Origin of the sequence: Leisingera aquaemixtae, from assembly GCF_006740765.1 — a bacterium.
GTDB classification, from domain to species: domain Bacteria; phylum Pseudomonadota; class Alphaproteobacteria; order Rhodobacterales; family Rhodobacteraceae; genus Leisingera; species Leisingera aquaemixtae.
This window is the reverse complement of sequence record NZ_CP041159.1, coordinates 85,178-101,500: the sequence shown is the minus strand read 5'-3', so window position 1 is coordinate 101,500 and position 16,323 is coordinate 85,178. Positions and strand designations below refer to the sequence as shown.

Annotated in this window: 14 protein-coding genes; 3 read left to right on the top strand and 11 right to left on the bottom strand. The window is 66.2% G+C overall.

The genetic code is table 11. The annotated features are described in order from the left end of the window. Positions 1-35: 35 nt before the first annotated feature. The gene (locus R2C4_RS02330) at positions 36-938 is read right to left on the bottom strand and encodes a metal ABC transporter substrate-binding protein (protein ID WP_058286302.1); all 903 of its coding nucleotides are present in this window, start codon (positions 936-938) and stop codon (positions 36-38) included. Positions 939-1,219: 281 nt separating this feature from the next. Between R2C4_RS02330 and R2C4_RS02325 the strand changes: the two genes are divergently transcribed. Next, a complete protein-coding gene (locus R2C4_RS02325; protein ID WP_141889428.1) occupies positions 1,220-1,624 on the top strand; it encodes a hypothetical protein in 405 nt (134 codons plus the stop codon). A gap of 27 nt (positions 1,625-1,651) precedes the next feature. Then, positions 1,652-5,020, top strand: coding sequence for a M10 family metallopeptidase (locus R2C4_RS02320; RefSeq protein WP_141889427.1), 3,369 nt, complete (start codon positions 1,652-1,654; stop codon positions 5,018-5,020). A 73-nt stretch (positions 5,021-5,093) separates the two neighbouring features. On the opposite strand, the gene R2C4_RS02315 is transcribed toward R2C4_RS02320, so the two are convergent. The 6 genes from R2C4_RS02315 to R2C4_RS02290 all read right to left on the bottom strand — a co-directional run bounded on the left by R2C4_RS02315 (position 5,094) and on the right by R2C4_RS02290 (position 11,779). Beyond that, the gene (locus tag R2C4_RS02315; protein WP_141889426.1) at positions 5,094-6,665 is read right to left on the bottom strand and encodes an alkaline phosphatase family protein; all 1,572 of its coding nucleotides are present in this window, start codon (positions 6,663-6,665) and stop codon (positions 5,094-5,096) included. Positions 6,666-6,805: 140 nt separating this feature from the next. Continuing rightward, positions 6,806-7,564 (bottom strand): maleate cis-trans isomerase family protein, encoded by a 759-nt coding sequence (locus R2C4_RS02310; protein WP_141889425.1) that lies wholly within the window; start codon positions 7,562-7,564, stop codon positions 6,806-6,808. Positions 7,565-7,579: 15 nt separating this feature from the next. Then, positions 7,580-8,746 (bottom strand): M24 family metallopeptidase, encoded by a 1,167-nt coding sequence (locus R2C4_RS02305; protein ID WP_141889424.1) that lies wholly within the window; start codon positions 8,744-8,746, stop codon positions 7,580-7,582. Continuing rightward, positions 8,739-9,929: a diaminopropionate ammonia-lyase gene (locus tag R2C4_RS02300; RefSeq protein WP_141889423.1), complete on the bottom strand. Its 1,191-nt coding sequence runs from the start codon at positions 9,927-9,929 to the stop codon at positions 8,739-8,741. Before R2C4_RS02300 ends, R2C4_RS02305 begins: the two co-directional genes overlap by 8 nt. Positions 9,930-9,931: 2 nt before the next feature. Beyond that, complete coding sequence (locus R2C4_RS02295) at positions 9,932-11,077, bottom strand: amidohydrolase (RefSeq protein ID WP_141889422.1); 1,146 nt, start codon at positions 11,075-11,077, stop codon at positions 9,932-9,934. A 168-nt stretch (positions 11,078-11,245) separates the two neighbouring features. Continuing rightward, positions 11,246-11,779 carry a polysaccharide deacetylase family protein gene (locus tag R2C4_RS02290; protein ID WP_141889421.1) on the bottom strand — a complete coding sequence of 178 codons (534 nt, stop codon included), beginning with the start codon at positions 11,777-11,779 and terminating at the stop codon, positions 11,246-11,248. A gap of 237 nt (positions 11,780-12,016) precedes the next feature. Here R2C4_RS02290 and R2C4_RS02285 point away from each other — a divergent pair, with 237 nt between their 5' ends. After that, positions 12,017-12,496, top strand: a complete 480-nt coding sequence (locus R2C4_RS02285) for a YHS domain-containing (seleno)protein (RefSeq protein WP_141889420.1) — start codon at positions 12,017-12,019, stop codon at positions 12,494-12,496. Positions 12,497-12,582: 86 nt separating this feature from the next. Here R2C4_RS02285 and R2C4_RS02280 read toward each other — a convergent pair whose 3' ends face one another. The 4 genes from R2C4_RS02280 to R2C4_RS02265 all read right to left on the bottom strand — a co-directional run bounded on the left by R2C4_RS02280 (position 12,583) and on the right by R2C4_RS02265 (position 16,159). Continuing rightward, entirely contained in the window at positions 12,583-13,206 is a 624-nt protein-coding gene (locus tag R2C4_RS02280; protein ID WP_141889419.1) for a (d)CMP kinase, read from the bottom strand. After that, positions 13,203-14,549, bottom strand: a complete 1,347-nt coding sequence (gene aroA / locus R2C4_RS02275; RefSeq protein WP_141889418.1) for a 3-phosphoshikimate 1-carboxyvinyltransferase — start codon at positions 14,547-14,549, stop codon at positions 13,203-13,205. Before aroA ends, R2C4_RS02280 begins: the two co-directional genes overlap by 4 nt. A gap of 86 nt (positions 14,550-14,635) precedes the next feature. Further along, complete coding sequence (trmB, locus tag R2C4_RS02270) at positions 14,636-15,412, bottom strand: tRNA (guanine(46)-N(7))-methyltransferase TrmB (protein WP_141889417.1); 777 nt, start codon at positions 15,410-15,412, stop codon at positions 14,636-14,638. Positions 15,413-15,493: 81 nt separating this feature from the next. Continuing rightward, positions 15,494-16,159, bottom strand: a complete 666-nt coding sequence (locus R2C4_RS02265) for a COG3904 family protein (RefSeq protein ID WP_141889416.1) — start codon at positions 16,157-16,159, stop codon at positions 15,494-15,496. Positions 16,160-16,323: the final 164 nt, after the last annotated feature.

Here is a 16,323-nt window from a genome sequence, read left to right as displayed (position 1 = left end):
GCTGCGGGGCTCTTTGGATATGCGAAAATGCGGTCTTAATTGGTCACTTCGGTCAAACCGCGGGCCACGGTCTGAGAGGTGACCTTGAGCAGGTCCAGATAAGTCGGCACCGGGCCGTCCGCCTCGCTGAGGGAGTCGACATAGAGCTCCCCGCCATAGGCCACGCCGGTTTCCCGCGCCACCTGCTCTGCCGGGGCGGTGTTCACGGTGCTTTCGCAGAACACCACCGGGATGTCGTTGGCGCGCACGCCATCAATCACCGAACGCACCTGCTGCGGCGTGCCGACCTGATCGGCGTTCATCGGCCACAGGTACAGCTCCTTCATGCCGAAATCGCGCGCCAGATAGCTGAAGGCGCCTTCGCAGGTCACCAGCCAGCGCTTGTCCTCGGGGATCTCCGCGATGGCACGGCGCAGCGGCTCGATGGTGGCGCGCAGCCTGTCCTTGTATTCGCCCGCGTTCTTGACATAGACCGCGGCGTTTTCCGGGTCGTGCTCGGCAAAGGCTTCGACGATGTTGTCGATATAGATCAGCGCGTTATCCAGACCCATCCAGGCGTGCGGGTTGGGCTTGCCCTCGTAAGAGCCGGCCGCGATCGGGATCGGGTCGATGCCATCGGTCAGGGTCACCGACGGCACGTCCTTCAGGTTCGACAGGAACTGTTCAAACCACAGCTCCAGGTTCATGCCGTTCCACAGGATCAGGTCGGCATCGGACGCCCGCACGATGTCGCGCGGCGTCGGCTCATAGCCGTGGATCTCTGCGCCCGGCTTGGTGACCGAGACGACTTCTGCGGCATCGCCTGCCACATTGGCCGCCATATCGGCCAGCACGGTGAAAGTGGTGACCACCTTCATCTTGTCTTCGGCCATGGCAGCGCTGGCGGCAGCGGCCGCAATCGCGGCGGCGGAAACCGTCTTGAGCAGGTTCGAAAGCATTCGATTCTCCGTTCTTGAAGATGTCTTTGCAGCATCGTTATTGCAAATCATTCGCAACTGTCAATGAAATTGAGAATGATTTGCAAAAACAGGCCGCGGCCCCGGGCAAGACGCGCGTTCGTGCAGGCCCGCTTAGCAAAGGGTTAACGCCGGTTAACGCCGTCTAAATATTGCCCGGATCCCGGCCGTCATTTCGCCCGAATCCGCCGCTAGACCTGACAGGGCAGCCAGAACGGCGCGGGACTGAACCTGATCCTTCAACCGTCTGAGCGAGCAATTCCATGATCTCACCTGGGACCCTTTCCGGCTGTTCTGCCGCCATCTGGCTGCTGGTCACCGGCTCCGCCGCGCTTGGCAGCCCGGTGCAGAGCATTGAGCTGCACTGCGGCAAAGCCCTGCAGCAGCCGCTGTGCGACGCCTTGGCCGGCGCGTTGAGCGAAAGGTTTCCCGGCGCGGCGGTGTCCGCTGCGGACGGTCAGACCGGCCCCGCCGATCTGACCCTGCGCTATGTCGGGCACTCCCAGACCGCCGACTGGATTTCAGGATACCTGGAGTGGCAGCACCGCGATGGCCGGTCCGGCCAGGGCCCGGCCATCGAACAGTCGGTCATGGACGGTCATCTGACTGCGGACAGCATTGCGGACTTTGCCGGCCACCTGGTCGGGCAAACCGAATTTCCCCTTTAAACCAAAGAGCTAGTTTGGAGCACGGTCATGTGTGAATATTGCGGTCAAGCCAATCACAGAATTCCCGAAGCCACCGGCAGCAGCGGCTCTGGCACCGGCACCGGCACCGGCGATGCCGGCGGCAAGCCGACGTATACGGTCGACCAGATCGCCCAGTATCTGTACCAGGGCTTCTGGGAGGATACCGGCCGCACCCAGCGCTCCTTTGATGTGCAAACCGGCGGGCAGCTGACGGTCAACCTCAGCGGGCTGAATGCAACCGGCAAGGAGACCGCCCGCAAGGCGCTGGAAAGCTGGACCGCGCTGACCGGGATCGAGTTTGCCGAGACCACCGGCAGCGCCAAGATCACCTTTGACGACAACAACTCCGGCGCCTACGCCAGCTCCACCGTCAGCAACGGCACCATTCTCAGCTCCCATATCAATGTGGACGACGGCTGGTCCGCCTACGGCAACTACTACCTGCAGACCTACATCCACGAGATCGGCCACGCCCTGGGGCTGGGCCACACCGGCAACTACAACGGCAGCGCCAGCTATGGCTCCGACGCGCATTTTGCCAATGACAGCTGGCAAATGTCGATCATGTCCTACTTCAGCCAGTCCGAAAACACTGCCGTCGATGCCTCCTTTGCCTATCTGGCAACGGCGCAGCTGGCTGACATCGCTGCGGTCCACCATCTCTATGGCACGCCTGTAAACGTGGAAACCGGCGACACCACCTATGGCGACGGCCAGACCACCGGCCGTTTCGGCATGGATCTGAACGGCGGCTGGGCGGTGGCGATTGTCGACAGCGGCGGCACCGACGTGATCAACCTCGGCTTGCGCAGCTACAATCAGACCCTGAACCTCAATGCGGGCACCTTCTCCAGCCTCAATGGCAAGACCGGCAACTTCTCCATCGCCAGCGGAACCGTGATCGAAAACGCCATCACCGGCAGCGGCATAGACAGCATCACCGGCAACGCCGCGGACAATGTTCTGGACAGCGGCGCCGGCAACGATCAGATCTCGGCAGGCGGCGGCAACGACACGCTGATCGGCGGCACCGGCGCGGATTACCTGACCGGCGGCGCGGGCGCCGACCGTTTCGTCTACCGGCAGCTGGGCGAGTCCGGCGACTCCATCGCCGACTTCAGCCTCGCCGCCGGAGACCGCGTCGATGTCAGCGCCCTGCTGCAAGAGATCGGCTATACCGGCACCGATGCGGCAGCCGACGGCGTCGTCTCGCTTCAGGCCGGCAGCGGCGGCTCCTGGCTGAAGATTTCCCACAACGGCAGCAGCACCCTGCTGGTGTTCCTGGCCGGTGTTGATGCAAACGCCGATGCGGCAGAAATCATCAACATCTCCGCCGCCCCGGACCCCGATCCGGAGCCCACACCGGACCCGGACCCAACCCCGGACCCGGATCCCACCCCGGACCCGGAACCAACCCCGGACCCGGATCCCACGCCGGAGGTCATCGACAACATCTATACCTTCACCAACAGCTTTGTGCCGAACTGGACCAGCGTTCTGGGCACCGTCACCGACACCAATGGCGGCACCGACACCCTGGATCTGAGCGCCGTGACCTATACGTCCTCGATCAACCTGCAAAGCGGCGTGTCCGGAACCATCGGCTCCAAAACGCTGACGGTCAGCGAGGGCTCGGAGATCGAGAACCTGATCCTGGGCAGCGCGTCTGACAAGGGCTACGGCAACAGCGCCGCCAACCTGATCGAAGGCCGTGACGGCAACGACCAGCTGTTCGGCCTGGACGGCGACGACACCCTGTCCGGCGGCAACGGCAGCGACAAACTGTATGGCGGCCTGGGCAGCGACAGCCTGGATGGCGGTGAGGGCCGGAACCAGCTGTACGGCGAGGACGGCGACGACACCGTTCTGGCAGGCGGCGGAAGCGACAAGATCTACGGCGGCGCCGGAAACGACAGCCTCAACGGCGGCGGCGGCCGGAACCAGCTGTACGGCGAGGATGGCGACGACACCGTTCTGGCAGGCGAAGCAAGCGACAGAATCTACGGCGGCGCCGGAAACGACAGCCTGGACGGCGGCGGCGGCAGCAACAGGGTCGAAGGCGGCCTGGGCGATGACGCCATCGTCACCGGCAGCGGCAGGGACCTGCTGGACGGCGGCGACGGCAATGACACAATTTCCGCCGGCGATGGCTACAACAAGGCCGATGGCGGCCTCGGCGATGACCTGATCAGCACCGGCAGCGGCAGAGACCAGATCAAGGGCGGCGACGGAAATGACACGATTGCCGCCGGCGACGGCTACAACAAGGCCGATGGCGGCCTCGGCGATGACTCGATCAGCGGCGGCAGCGGCAAGGACCAGTTCATCGGCGGCGACGGAAATGACACCCTGTCAGTCGGCGAAGGTTTCAACAAGGCCGATGGCGGCGCGGGCCACGACTGGATCACCAGCGGCAGCGGCAAAGACCAGTTGATCGGCGGTGACGGAAACGACACGATCGACGCAGGCGATGGCGACAACAGGGCCGATGGCGGCGAAGGCCACGACTCGATCACCAGCGGCAGCGGCAAGGACCGGATCAAGGGCGGCGACGGAAACGACATAATTGCGGCCGGCGATGGCGACAACCAGGTTTCCGGCGACGATGGCGACGACGTGATCACCAGCGGCAGCGGCAAGGACAGGATCAAGGGCGGCCTCGGAGATGACACCCTCTCGGCTGGCGGCGGCGACAACAAGCTGGACGGCGGCGACGGCAATGATGTGATCACCAGCGGCAGCGGCCGCGATAAGGTGAAAGGCGGCAATGGCGGCGATCTGATCGAAACCGGCGCGGGCGCTGACAATGTCAATGGCGGCGCAGGCAACGATACGATCCAGGCCGGCGCGGACGCCGACAAAGTCATCGGCGGCGACGGCGGCGACAGCCTGGATGGCGGCGACGGAGACGACAAGATCAGCGCCGGCAATGGTGATGACACCGCCGATGGCGGCGGCGGCGCGGACAAGATCAATGGCGGTGCCGGCAATGACACCATCCGCGGCGGCAGCGGCGATGACATGATTGACGGCAGCGCCGGCAGCGACCGGCTGGAAGGCGGCGCCGGGGCCGATATCCTGAAAGGCGGCGCGGATGCGGACGTGTTTGTCTTCGCCTCTGCCGAAGACGCAGGCGACATCCTGCGCGACTTCAGGCTAGGCGACGGCGATGCCCTCGATATCAGCGGCCTGCTTCTGGAGCTGGACACCAGCCTGGAAGACGCCCTGTCCAGCGGCAGCCTGTCGCTGAGCAGCACCAAGGAGGTCTGGCTGCAATACGACGCCGACGGCGAGGGCGGCAGCGATCCGCTGCAAATCGCCTGGGTGAAAGGGATCAACTCCAGCAATCAGCTGACCGAAGACTGGTTCATCTGACCCGGTGAACCGCGCAAGGCCCGGCTTCCGGACAGGACCGGGCCTTGCGCCGCGCCGGCGGCCCGGCCTGCGCTCAGCCCCGCGGCGCCTGAAACCGCGGTACGGACCGCGCCCCGTCCGCGGTGATCGACACCAGCGACAGCGTGTGGTCCATGTTCTTCATCCGGTGCCGCAGCATCAGCCGTGTCAGCCGGTTGAGATCTGCCGCATACTCCGGCTGCCCGGCCACGTTTTCCATCTCTCCCCGCCCCTCCGCATCAAACAGCATCGGCGGCAGGTCGGCGGCAAACTCCACCAGGGTAAAGCGCCCGTCCCGCAGGATCCCCAGGCTGCTGTCGCTTGGCGTGGTGCCAAGCGCCTTCTGCCACAGCGTCGGCTTCAACGGTTCTGAGAAATCCAGCTCCGAGAAGGAATACTGCCGCCAGTCCTGCGGCACCTCCCCGCGCAACAGCGGCAGCAGCGACCGCCCGTCCATGGCGTTCGGGATCTCCTGCCCCGCCCAGTCCAGAATGGTCGGCGTCACGTCGATCGACTCGGTGATCTGAGGGACGCAGGCGCCGGCGTTGCCCTCGTTGCCCGGCATCCGGATGATCAGCGGCGTGTGATAGGCGGCGTCATAGACCGTCATCTTGCCCCAGGCGTGCCGGTCGCCCAGCATTTCGCCGTGGTCGGCGGTGATCACCACCATGGTGCTGTCATACTGGCCCGTGTCCTTGAGGAATTGGATCACCCGCCCGGCATGGTGGTCCACCTCGGTGGCCAGCCCCAGATACACCGCGCGCAGGGTGCGGATGGTGTCATCCGTCGGCTCCAGATCCGGGAAGCCTTCGACAAAACCCGCCGCCGTGCTGCTGCGCAGTGCCGGATCAAAGAACGGATGCAGCGCACCTTCCTGCTCCGGCGTGTCCAGCCGCTGCGGCAGCGGCAGCGAGGCCGGGTCATACATGGTGTTATAAGGGGCCGGGGCCACCAGCGGCGGATGCGGGCGGATATAGGTCAGATGCGCGAACCAGCTCTCCTTGTGATAGGCCGCCATCTTGCCCAGGAAGGAGTCGGTGAGAAACGCGGTATCGCTGTCCTCTGCCGCGTAAAGCGCCGGATCGTTCAGCCGCGGCGCACCGCCACCGGGCGAAACCGGCTTGTAGACATCCCAGTAGTTTTCGAACTCATAGCCCCGGTTCATCAGATGCGACTGCCAGGGATAGGACATCTCCAGCCGCATCTCGGTCATCTCGTGGAAGCCGTTCATCGGAAACTCATAGGTGCGCAGCGCCGGGTCGTTGGCATCAAAGGCGCGCGGGTCCTGCGCGGTGTCGGTATAACCGAACAGCATCGGCAAATAGCCCGCCTTGCGCATCTCGGTGGCAATGTTGGGGGTATCGTGGCGCAGCGGCGTGCCATTGCGCACCGACCGGTGGTTCATCGCATACTGCCCGGTCAGGATCGACGCCCGCGACGGCCCGCAGGGGTTGGTCACCGAGTAATGCCGCTGGAACGACACCGCCTCCTGCATGAAGGCGCGGATGCTGGGCAGCTCCACATGCCTGGCCATCGCCCCGAACACGCAATCCGCCCGCAGCTGATCAATGATGATAAACAGGACGTTGCGGGTCGCGGGGCGGTTCTGGGGAGGGGTGGCAGGCATCCGGGTGTCCTTGCGCGGCACAGGTCAGGGTTCGGCTGTCAAACTGTGATGATCCGGACGCGGATTTCAAGCGCGGACTGCACGGCCCGGAGGAACAGCCTGCCGCGAATTGTCAGCTGGCAATTCCCGTAAAATTCTACCTATCCGGCCGCCAGACCCCGGGCGAACAGCCTGCCGAACTGCGGCTGGGGGTCCGTGATCCCGGCCAGCCGCAGCATGTGCCAGGCCAGCGCCTGATTGCTGGAGACCACCGGCACCCCGGCCGCCGCCTCGATCTGCGGGATCACCCGCAGGCAGCGCAGGTTGGTGCAGGAGATCACGATGGCGTCGCAGTCCGCGGCACTGGCCACCTGCTGCGCCGCCGCGGCAATCGCCGCCTCGGTGATCCGCGCCACCACCCGGTCGTCCATTTCCTCAAACGAGCCGAAACCGGCGATTTCGAACCCCGCCTCTTCCAGCTTCTGCCGCATCTGCGCCGAGACTTCCGGCAGATAAGGCGTGACAAACCCCAGCCGCGCGGCCCCCAGCGCCCGGCCCGCGGCGATGATCGCCGCCAGCGGGTCAGTGACCTTGGCCCGGGGCAGCACGGTCTGCACCGCCGCTGCCACCCTGGCCGAGCCGATCACCGTTGACGCAGACGTGCAGCCATAACCGATCACGTCGAAATCCGGGGCGGAAGGAAACAGCCGGGCAGAGTCCGGCAGATCCGCCTGCATCCGCGCCAGCGTCTCCGGGCGGACTTCGGGCACCATCGGAATGCGGCTGTGATAGAGCGCCACGCCGTCCTGCGCCATCATCCGGGCGAACTCCGGCTCCAGCGTCTCATCGGTTTCCAGCACGATCACCCCCAGCGTGGCGCGGGTGCCGATGCCTGCATCCGTGTCAAAGGGCAGTTTCATGGCCCAAGGCCTCCTTCAGATTACCGGCAGCTCGGGGGCGGCGCGGGCTGTCAGCAGCTCTGCCCCGTCCGCGCGCACCACGATGTTTTCCTCATGCACCATGATCCGGCCATCGCCATAGCTCAGCGAAGGCTCCAGCGTCAGCACCATGTTTTCCTCGATCACCGTCCCGTCAAACGCAGCGTGCGAGGGCCATTCGGTCAGCTGCATGCCCAGCCCATGCCCCAGCCGGCCCACGTCGCCGCCCTGACCGTCCATCCCGGCGATCACGGACTGCATCGCCTGGAACAGCTCGCGGCAGGTGGCACCCGGTCTGGCGGCAGCAATCCCGGCCTCGGTCGCCCGCCACAGCACGTCATAAGCTTGGCGCGACAGGTCATCGGCCCGGCCAATCGCAAAGTTGCGGTCGAAGTCGCAGAAGTAGCCGTCCCAGGTGGCGCCGGTGTCCAGCATCACGATGTCGCCCGCCTGCAGGGGCCGGCCGGTCGGCGGCGAGATCACGTCGCTGTAGCCGCCCTGACCGGCGCCGCCGACCAGATAGGGCACATCGTCCGCGCCCTGCGCCAGCGCCTCGCGCCGGAAGGCGCGGAACAGATCCTCAAACGGCTGGCCTTCACGGGCGATCTGCGGCACCTGCGCAAAGGTGCGCGAGCCGATGGCGCAGATATGGCGCAGTTTTTCGATCTCGGCGGCGGATTTCACCATCCGCAGGCTGCGCACCAGCGGCGTGGCATCCGCCACCTTCAGCCCCGGCAGCCCCGCCATCAGCCGCTCATAATCGCCCAGCGGCATCCTGAGCGACGTCTCGTGCCCCTTCAGGATGCCGATAGAACCGCCACGGGACGCAATTGGCGACAGCAGCTCCGTCAGCAGGCTGAGGCCGTCATCCTTGGGCGCGGGCGCGCTCCAGGTGCGGATGTCCTCGATCCAGGTGCGGCGCATCAGGTCGGCGCCGATCTCCGGGATGATGGCAACGGGCTCGCCTGCGGGCGGCACAAACAGGAACCACGGCCGGGTCGGGCTTTGCCAGAACAGCGTGTGGAAGCCGCTGAAATAGCGCACCTCCGGCTCTGTCAGCAGCAACAGCCCGTCCAGACCCTGCGCCGCCATCAGCGCCTGCGCCTTCCCGGTGCGGGCGGCGAATTCCGCCTCCGGAAAGCCGCGCGCGGGCGTCTCAGACATGGTCCTTGCCTTCCATGATCGCGGCAAAGATCGCGGGGTCCGTAACCCCCTCAGAGCCGATCAGCAGCACGCGGGCGTTTTCATCCAGCCCCAGTGTCTTCTTCATCTCAGGCGACTTGCACGCCGCGATCAGCGCCGCCAGCCCCGCCACCGCGCTTTCGCCGGCCTCCACCGCGGGATCGCCGGTTTCGCCATTGGCCAGCAGCCGCACCGCGGGGGCCACGATGCTGTCGGGAATGGTCACGAAATCGGTGGCTTCTTCGGCCAGGATCTCCCAGGCCATTTCCGACGGCTCGCCGCAGGAGAGGCCCGCCATGATGGTTTCTTCCTTGATGGCGAAATTGGTCGCCTTGCCAGCCTTGGCGCTGTCGAACAGGCAGGCCGCCAGTTCCGGCTCGACAATCACCACCCGCGGGGACGCCGCACCGTAATACTGCCGCAACGCCGCCGCGACTGAGGCCGCCAGCCCGCCGACCCCGCCCTGCAGGAACACATGGGTCGGGGGCTGCTCCAGCGCCTCGCAAGCCTCGCGGGTCATCACGCTGTAGCCGGCCATCACGTCGCGCGGCGGCTCGGTGTAGCCGTCCCAGGAGGTGTCGGAGACCACGAACCAGCCGTTTTCCTCCGCTTCTTTCTTGGCCAGCAGGACCGAGGCATCATAGTCGCCGTCGATCCGGATCACCTCGGCGCCCAGATCGCGCATCGCCGCGGCGCGGCCCTCGCTGACCTCGGCATGGATGTAGATCCGGCAGGGCGCGCCGAACCGCTGGCAGCCCCAGGCCAGCGAGCGGCCGTGGTTGCCGTCGGTGGCAGAGACCAGGGTGATCCCGGTGCAGGCGTCCTTGTGGACGCCCTTGCGGATCTCCTCCAGGCTGACGTCCTGGCCCAGCTGCTTGCTCAGCTCCCGCTGCAGCACCCGCAGCGCCGCATAAGACCCGCCCAGCGCCTTGAAGCTGCCCAGGCCGAACCGCGGGCCTTCGTGCTTGTAGTCGATCCGGGCGACACCGATCTGCGACGCCAGCCCGGACAGGGACACCAGCGGCGTTGCCGCATACCCCTCCCAGGCGGTGATTTCTGCCTGAGCCTTGGCAAAGTCCTGTTCCGACAGCACGCTATAGGCCGCCTCGCCGGGTTTCGGGTTTCCTGCCGTGTGGCGCAGGGCAACAGCAAATTGTTCAAGCATCGTCAGTCCTTTCCCGCTGGCAGCCGGTCCCGCACCAGCTGCACCCAGACCTCCGCGCCGATGGGCAGCAGAGCGTCGTTGAAATCATAATCCGCCGCATGGAGCGGCTGGCCGTGCGGCCCGTCTTCGCCATTGCCCAAGAGCAGGAAGCAGCCGGGCACGGCGTTGGCGAAATGGGCAAAATCCTCCGAGAAGCTCATCGGCGGGCGGTTGCAGATCACGGCGCAGCCCGCAGCCTCTGCGGCGCGATAAACGGCCTCCGCCGGGCCTTGGGCGTTGATGGTTTCCACGAATTCGGTGTTGAAGCTCACCTCCGCCTTCACCCCGTGGGTGGCCGCCACACCGGCGGCGATCTGGCGCATGAAGCGTTCCACCGCGGCGCGGTCCTCCGGCACCCGGGCGCGCACGTCGCCCTTCAGCACCGCATGGCCCGGCAGCACGTTGCGCTGGCCGTCGGTCAGAAACTCGGTCACGGAAACAACCGCCCCCGCCCCCGGCGCCAGCTTGCGCGACACGATGGTTTGCAGCGCCAGCACCATTTCTGCGCCGACGGTGATGGCGTCCACGCCCGCCTGCGGCATCGAGGCATGGCCGCCCTGCCCCTTGATCGCGATCTCAATCAGGCTCTCGCTGCTGCAGATCTGGCCCGTCCGGGTCGAGACCTGTCCCACAGGCGCGCCCGGCAGATTGTGGATGGCATAGACCTCCTCGATCGGGAACCGCTCCAGCACGCCCTCGGCAATCATCGCCTGCGCGCCCAGGCCGTGTTCCTCGTTGGGCTGGAACAGGAACACCACGGTGCCGTCAAACCCCTGCTCCTGCGTCAGCCGTTCGGCGGCGCCCAGAAGCATCGTCATGTGGCCGTCATGGCCGCAGGCGTGCATCACGCCCGGCGTTTCAGAGACATAATCATGGGCAGAGGTTTCGCTGATCGGCAGCGCATCCATATCGGCCCGCAGCCCGATGGCGCGGTTGCCGGTGCCGGCCCGCAGCAGTCCGACCACGCCCGCGCCCTCATGCACCTCCAGCCCTAGAGCGCGCAGATGCGCCGCCACCCTGGCCTTGGTGCGGTCTTCCCGGAAGCCAAGCTCCGGGTGCCGGTGAAAGTCCCGGCGCAGCGCTGTCAGGCGGTCCTGAAAGCTGGTCATAGGCGCTCTCCAAGCTGTTTGAGGCGACTTTAGGCCGCCGCATCCAGCTTGACGCATATTATTCCGGCCCGAGGGTGACGAAATTGATCGAACCGCCGGGCAATCGGGCTGAATTTCGTACTCTGCCCCGGCGCGGCGCCAACGGTCCTTGACGGATGGCCCAGCCCGCTAGATTTCCTCGCCTTTTTCCAGCAGCTCCTCGATCAGCTGACGCTGGATCCCCGGGCTGTCGCCGCCTCCGAATTGCAAGGCTCCCCCGGTGTAGAGCGTGCCATAGGTGCGGGCGATATTCACCGTCTGCCCCAGGCCCGAGATCAGCTGGTCCTTTTGCAGCGCGGACAGCGGGTGGATGAACACCGCCCACAGCTGGCCGCGCGCCACCGCATAGCGCGCATCCAGCGCGGTGTCGAAATTGGCCTGCATCATCCGCATCAGCTCCTCCGCCGTCAGCCCCTCCGCCGGGCGCAGCGGCACCATCGCCCGCATCCGGTCCGCTGCCGGATCGGTGACCACCAGCACCGGCACCCCGGCGATGGTCAGCTGAAAGCCCGGGCCCACCGGCTGCGCCGCGCCGTCCAGGGCAAAGAGGATGCGGCCCAGCCGTTCATAGGTCATCGGCGGCTCCGGCTCTGCGCCCGTGTCCTGCGCCAGCGCGGGCGCAGCCAATACGCAAGCAATCACAAATCTCAGCAGCCAGGCCATGACGGCACCTCCCCCTTTTGACGCTGCCTTTCAGGCTAATGCGCTGCCGCCTGCGGCTCCATGCACAGTTGGGTGAGGCACCGGCAGGCGCGCAGCCCGGAATTTCAGGACGATCTGCAAGATCACCGGGACGGATGGAGATTAAACGTACAGCGCTTCGGACTTAGCTTCGTATCACTGGGCTGCACAGCCGCCCGGGACATCTTGAAACCGCATACAGATCCGATGAGGACCAACATGAAAACGCTTCTGACAACCGCCCTGATTTCGCTGTCCGCCGTGCTGGCCGCGCCCGCCTTTGCCGCCGACGAGGTCAATGTCTCCAACGGCATCTCTGCCGGCGGCGCGCCGCTGGGCGCGCATGGCGTCGATCTGGTGGCGCTGCTGGACAGCCGCAACCCGGTGGAAGGCGTGGCCTCCTATTCCGCCACCGTGGACGGCGCTTCGTATTATTTCGCGTCTGAAGAAAACAAGACCGCGTTCGAGGCCAGCCCGGCGAAATACCTGCCGCAGCATGGCGGCTTCTGCTCCTACGGGGTGTCAGTCGGCAAGAAGTTCGACGGCGACCCGGACCAGTATCTGGTGCATGACGGCAAGCTGTTCCTGTTCCTGAACGCCGCCACCCGCGCGGCCTTCCTGGAAGACGTCGCAGGCACCGCCAAGACCGCGGACAGCCAGTGGGCCGAAATCAAGCACGTGGCGGTCGGCGCGCTCTGATCCCGCGCAGGCCGTGTCCCGCCGGGCAGGCTTTCCCACCTGCCTCTTGGCCCGCAGCTGATGTCTCAGTTGCGGGCGTATCCGCGTCAGTCCGCGGGCTGCATCCGGCTTTCGATCACGGCCAAAGCCCGGGCCAGCGCTTCTTCGATGCTCAGGTCGCTGGTGTCGATCAGCACCGCGTCATCGGCCGGTTTCAGCGGCGCCTCGGCGCGGTTCATGTCGCGGTCGTCTCGTGCCTTCACGTCGGCCAGCACTTCGGCCAGGGTGATCACCTTGCCGGCCGCCGCCAGTTCCAGGAACCGCCGCCGGGCGCGCACCTCGGCGCTGGCGGTGACAAACAGCTTCACCTGCGCATAGGGGCAGATCACCGTGCCGATGTCGCGCCCGTCCAGCACCGCGCCGCCCGCCCGGCGGGCAAAGGCGCGCTGAAAGTCCACCAGCGCCGCGCGCACTTCGGCAATCACCGCCACCTTGGAGGCCGCCTGCGCCACCTCCGGCCCGCGCAGGTCCTCTCGTGCCAGATCCTGCGGTGTCAGGGTCTGGGCCGCCGTGACCGGCGCCACGCCTTCCAGCATCTTGGCGCCGACCGCCCGGTACAGCAGCCCGGTATCCAGGTGGCCGAAGCCGTAATGGGCCGCCACCGCCTTGGAGATGGTGCCCTTGCCTGCGGCGGCCGGTCCGTCGACCGCTATGGTAAAACTCTTGCTCATGTGCGTTCCAGCCTGGCCCCCAGATTGCCCATCAGGGTTTCAAAGATCGGGAAGGAGGTTGCGATCGGGCTGCCGTCATCGACCGAGACAGCGTTCTGCGCGCCCATGCCCATCACCATGAAGGACATGGCGATGCGGTGGTCCAGGAAGCTTTCGCAGGTGCCGCCGCCCGGAACGCCGTCAATGCCGAGGCCGGTGACCGCCCACCAGTCCTCGCCTTCCTCGACCGCGACGCCATTGGCGCGCAGGCCCCTGGCCATCGCGTCGATGCGGTCGCTTTCCTTGACCCGCAGTTCCTTCACACCCGCCATCATGGTCTTGCCCTCGGCGAAGGCGGCCACCACCGACAGCACCGGGTATTCGTCGATCATCGAGGCGGCGCGCTCCGGCGGCACTTCGATACCCTTCATATTGGGCGAGTATTTGGCGCGCAGGTCGGCCACCGGCTCGCCGCCCTCCTCGCGCATGTTCTCGAACGTCAGGTCGGCGCCCATGTCCTGCAGGGTGTAGTAGAGGCCCGCGCGGGTCGGGTTGAGGCCGATGTTCGGCACCAGCACGTCTGAACCGGGGGTGATCAGCGCGGCGCAAACTGGAAACGCCGCGGAAGACGGATCACGCGGCACCGCGATCACCTGCGGTTTCAGCTCCGGGCGGCCGGTCAGGGTGATGACGCGGCCCTCATCGGTGTCCTCGGTGGTGATCTCGGCGCCGAAACCGGCCAGCATCCGTTCGGTATGGTCGCGGGTGGCTTCCTTCTCGATCACCACGGTCTTGCCAGGCGCGTTGAGGCCCGCAAACAGCACTGCGGATTTCACCTGCGCCGACGGCACCGGCACCTCATAGCGGACCGGAACCGGATCCGCCGCGCCGATGATGGTCATCGGCAGCCGCCCGCCGGAGCGGCCTACGGACTGGGTGCCGAACAGCGCCAGCGGGTCGGTGACGCGCGCCATCGGGCGCTTGTTCAGAGAAGCGTCGCCGGTGAAGGTCGCGGTGATCGGAGAGGTCGCCATAACGCCCATGATCAGCCGCACGCCGGTGCCGGAGTTGCCGCAGTCGATCACATCGTCCGGCTCCGCAAAGCCGCCGACGCCAACGCCGAACACCGACCAGTTGCCGCCGCCATGGTTCACCACCTCGGCGCCAAAAGCCTGCATCGCCTTGGCGGTGTCCAGCACATCTTCGCCTTCCAGCAGGCCGGAGATCTTCGTCTCCCCCACCGACAGCGCGCCCAGGATCAGCGACCGGTGCGAGATCGACTTGTCGCCGGGCACCTCCGCCACGCCCTTAAGCGGGCCAGAGCGGTGCGAGGTCATCGGGATGGGCGTGCCGTGTCCGGACATGGGGCTTCCTTCGTCTGTCGGTCGTTCGTCTGTTCGTTTGCGCTATCGGTAACGGATTGGGTCTGGCCGGTCCAGCGTAATTGGCCTCAGCCCAGGCGGCGGAAGGTCAGGTAATGCGGCGTGCGGCCTTCGCGCAGAGCCTTCTGCTCATAGCGGGTGGAGATCCAGTCCTGCCAGGGCTGGCGCCAGTCTTCGGGGCCTTCGGCCAGCCATTCGAAACCGGCCTTGGGCACCTCCTCAAGCGTCTGGCGCACGTAATCGGGGATATCGGTCGCCACCCGGAAGATCGCGCCTGGCTTCAGGCAGCGGGCCAGCGGTTCCAGATGCTCCTGCGTCACAAACCGGCGGCGGTGGTGGCGCTTCTTCGGCCAGGGGTCCGGGTACAGCAGGAAGGCGCGCGAGACCGACCCCGCGGGCAGCACATCCATCAGGTCGCGGGCATCGCCCGGGTGGATGGCGATATTGTCCGCGCCTGAGTTGCGGATCTTGCCCAGCAGCATCGCCACGCCGTTGATAAAGGGTTCGGCGCCGATGATGCCGGCATCCGGATTGCTGACGGCCTGATGCACCAGATGCTCGCCGCCGCCAAAGCCGACTTCCAGCCACACATCCCTGCCGCCAAACAGCGCGCCGAGGTCCAGCGGCGTGCGCTCCGGGTTCTCCTCCCAGCCGACGGCGCCGGGGCTGAGCTTGGCCAGATCCTCGTCCAGATAGCGCTTCTGGCTGTCCTTCAGCGTCTTGCCCTTGAAGCGGCCGTAAAAATTGCGCCAGGGCGCGCCGCTGGCGTGTTTCTCTGCCGCATTGGTGGCGGCGGGCTGGGCATCCTTGGACTGGTCGTCGCGGGGCTTCTGGTCGCCGGACATGCGTCTGGGCTCCTGTTCGAGGCGGTATTTGAAAGGCTGGCCGCTCCTGTGCCGCAAGCAGGCCTTGGGGTCAAGCCGGCGTCAGCGCGGCTGGCGCTGCGGCCCGGGCAGAACCTCCCGCAGAACGCCGGCGGCGATCAGGCGCAGGCGGCTGGGATACCACTCCCCGTCGGGGCCGGTGCGCAGCGTCTCGATGGCAAAGGCAGGATCGACGCCGCGCGCCACCATATAGCTGAGATGGTCGTAGATCTCGCGCTGGGTGTCTTCATAAATCCACGAGCCGAACTCAAACGGGGTCGACCAGCGCTGCGCCTTGCGTTCGCTGCGGTAGTATTCGTGCACCGCCTGCGCCGGCCAGTTGCGCTGGTGGAACCCGATGCGGGAGCCAAGCGTCATCCGCCGCCGGTTGCCGGCCAGAAAGACATCGACGCAGGCGCTGATGCATTCGCCGTCGATCAGGGTGTCCAGCCCGTAGTCCAGCACCAGCGCGGCAATCTCCTCGCCCGCAAAGACACTGCCGCCGATGCTGTTGAGCTGCAGTTCGGTGATCTGCGGCGTCTGGGCCAGGATCTCCTTCAGCTTTTCGGCATCCTCGTCGGTGATCTCCGCCTGCTCGCCTTCCACGTCCGTTCCGGTGTCATAGACAAGCGTCTGGCCCTGCAGGCTGAATTTCTGCGGCAGCGTTTCCCTGGCGGCCGCGGACAGCGGCAGCGCCAGGCAAAGAAAGGCAATTGTCAATCGCAGCATCGCAGCCCCAAAAAGCTGAAGAAGTCCACCCGATACTATGGCGCAGCCGGGCGGCCGGCTCCAGCCTGAACACGTCAGGAAGGCTGCCGGTGCGCCGCGCCCGGCGGGCGCGGCGCGTTGCCTGAATGTGCCGGTCCGGGCGAAAGTACCCCGGACATGAAAAG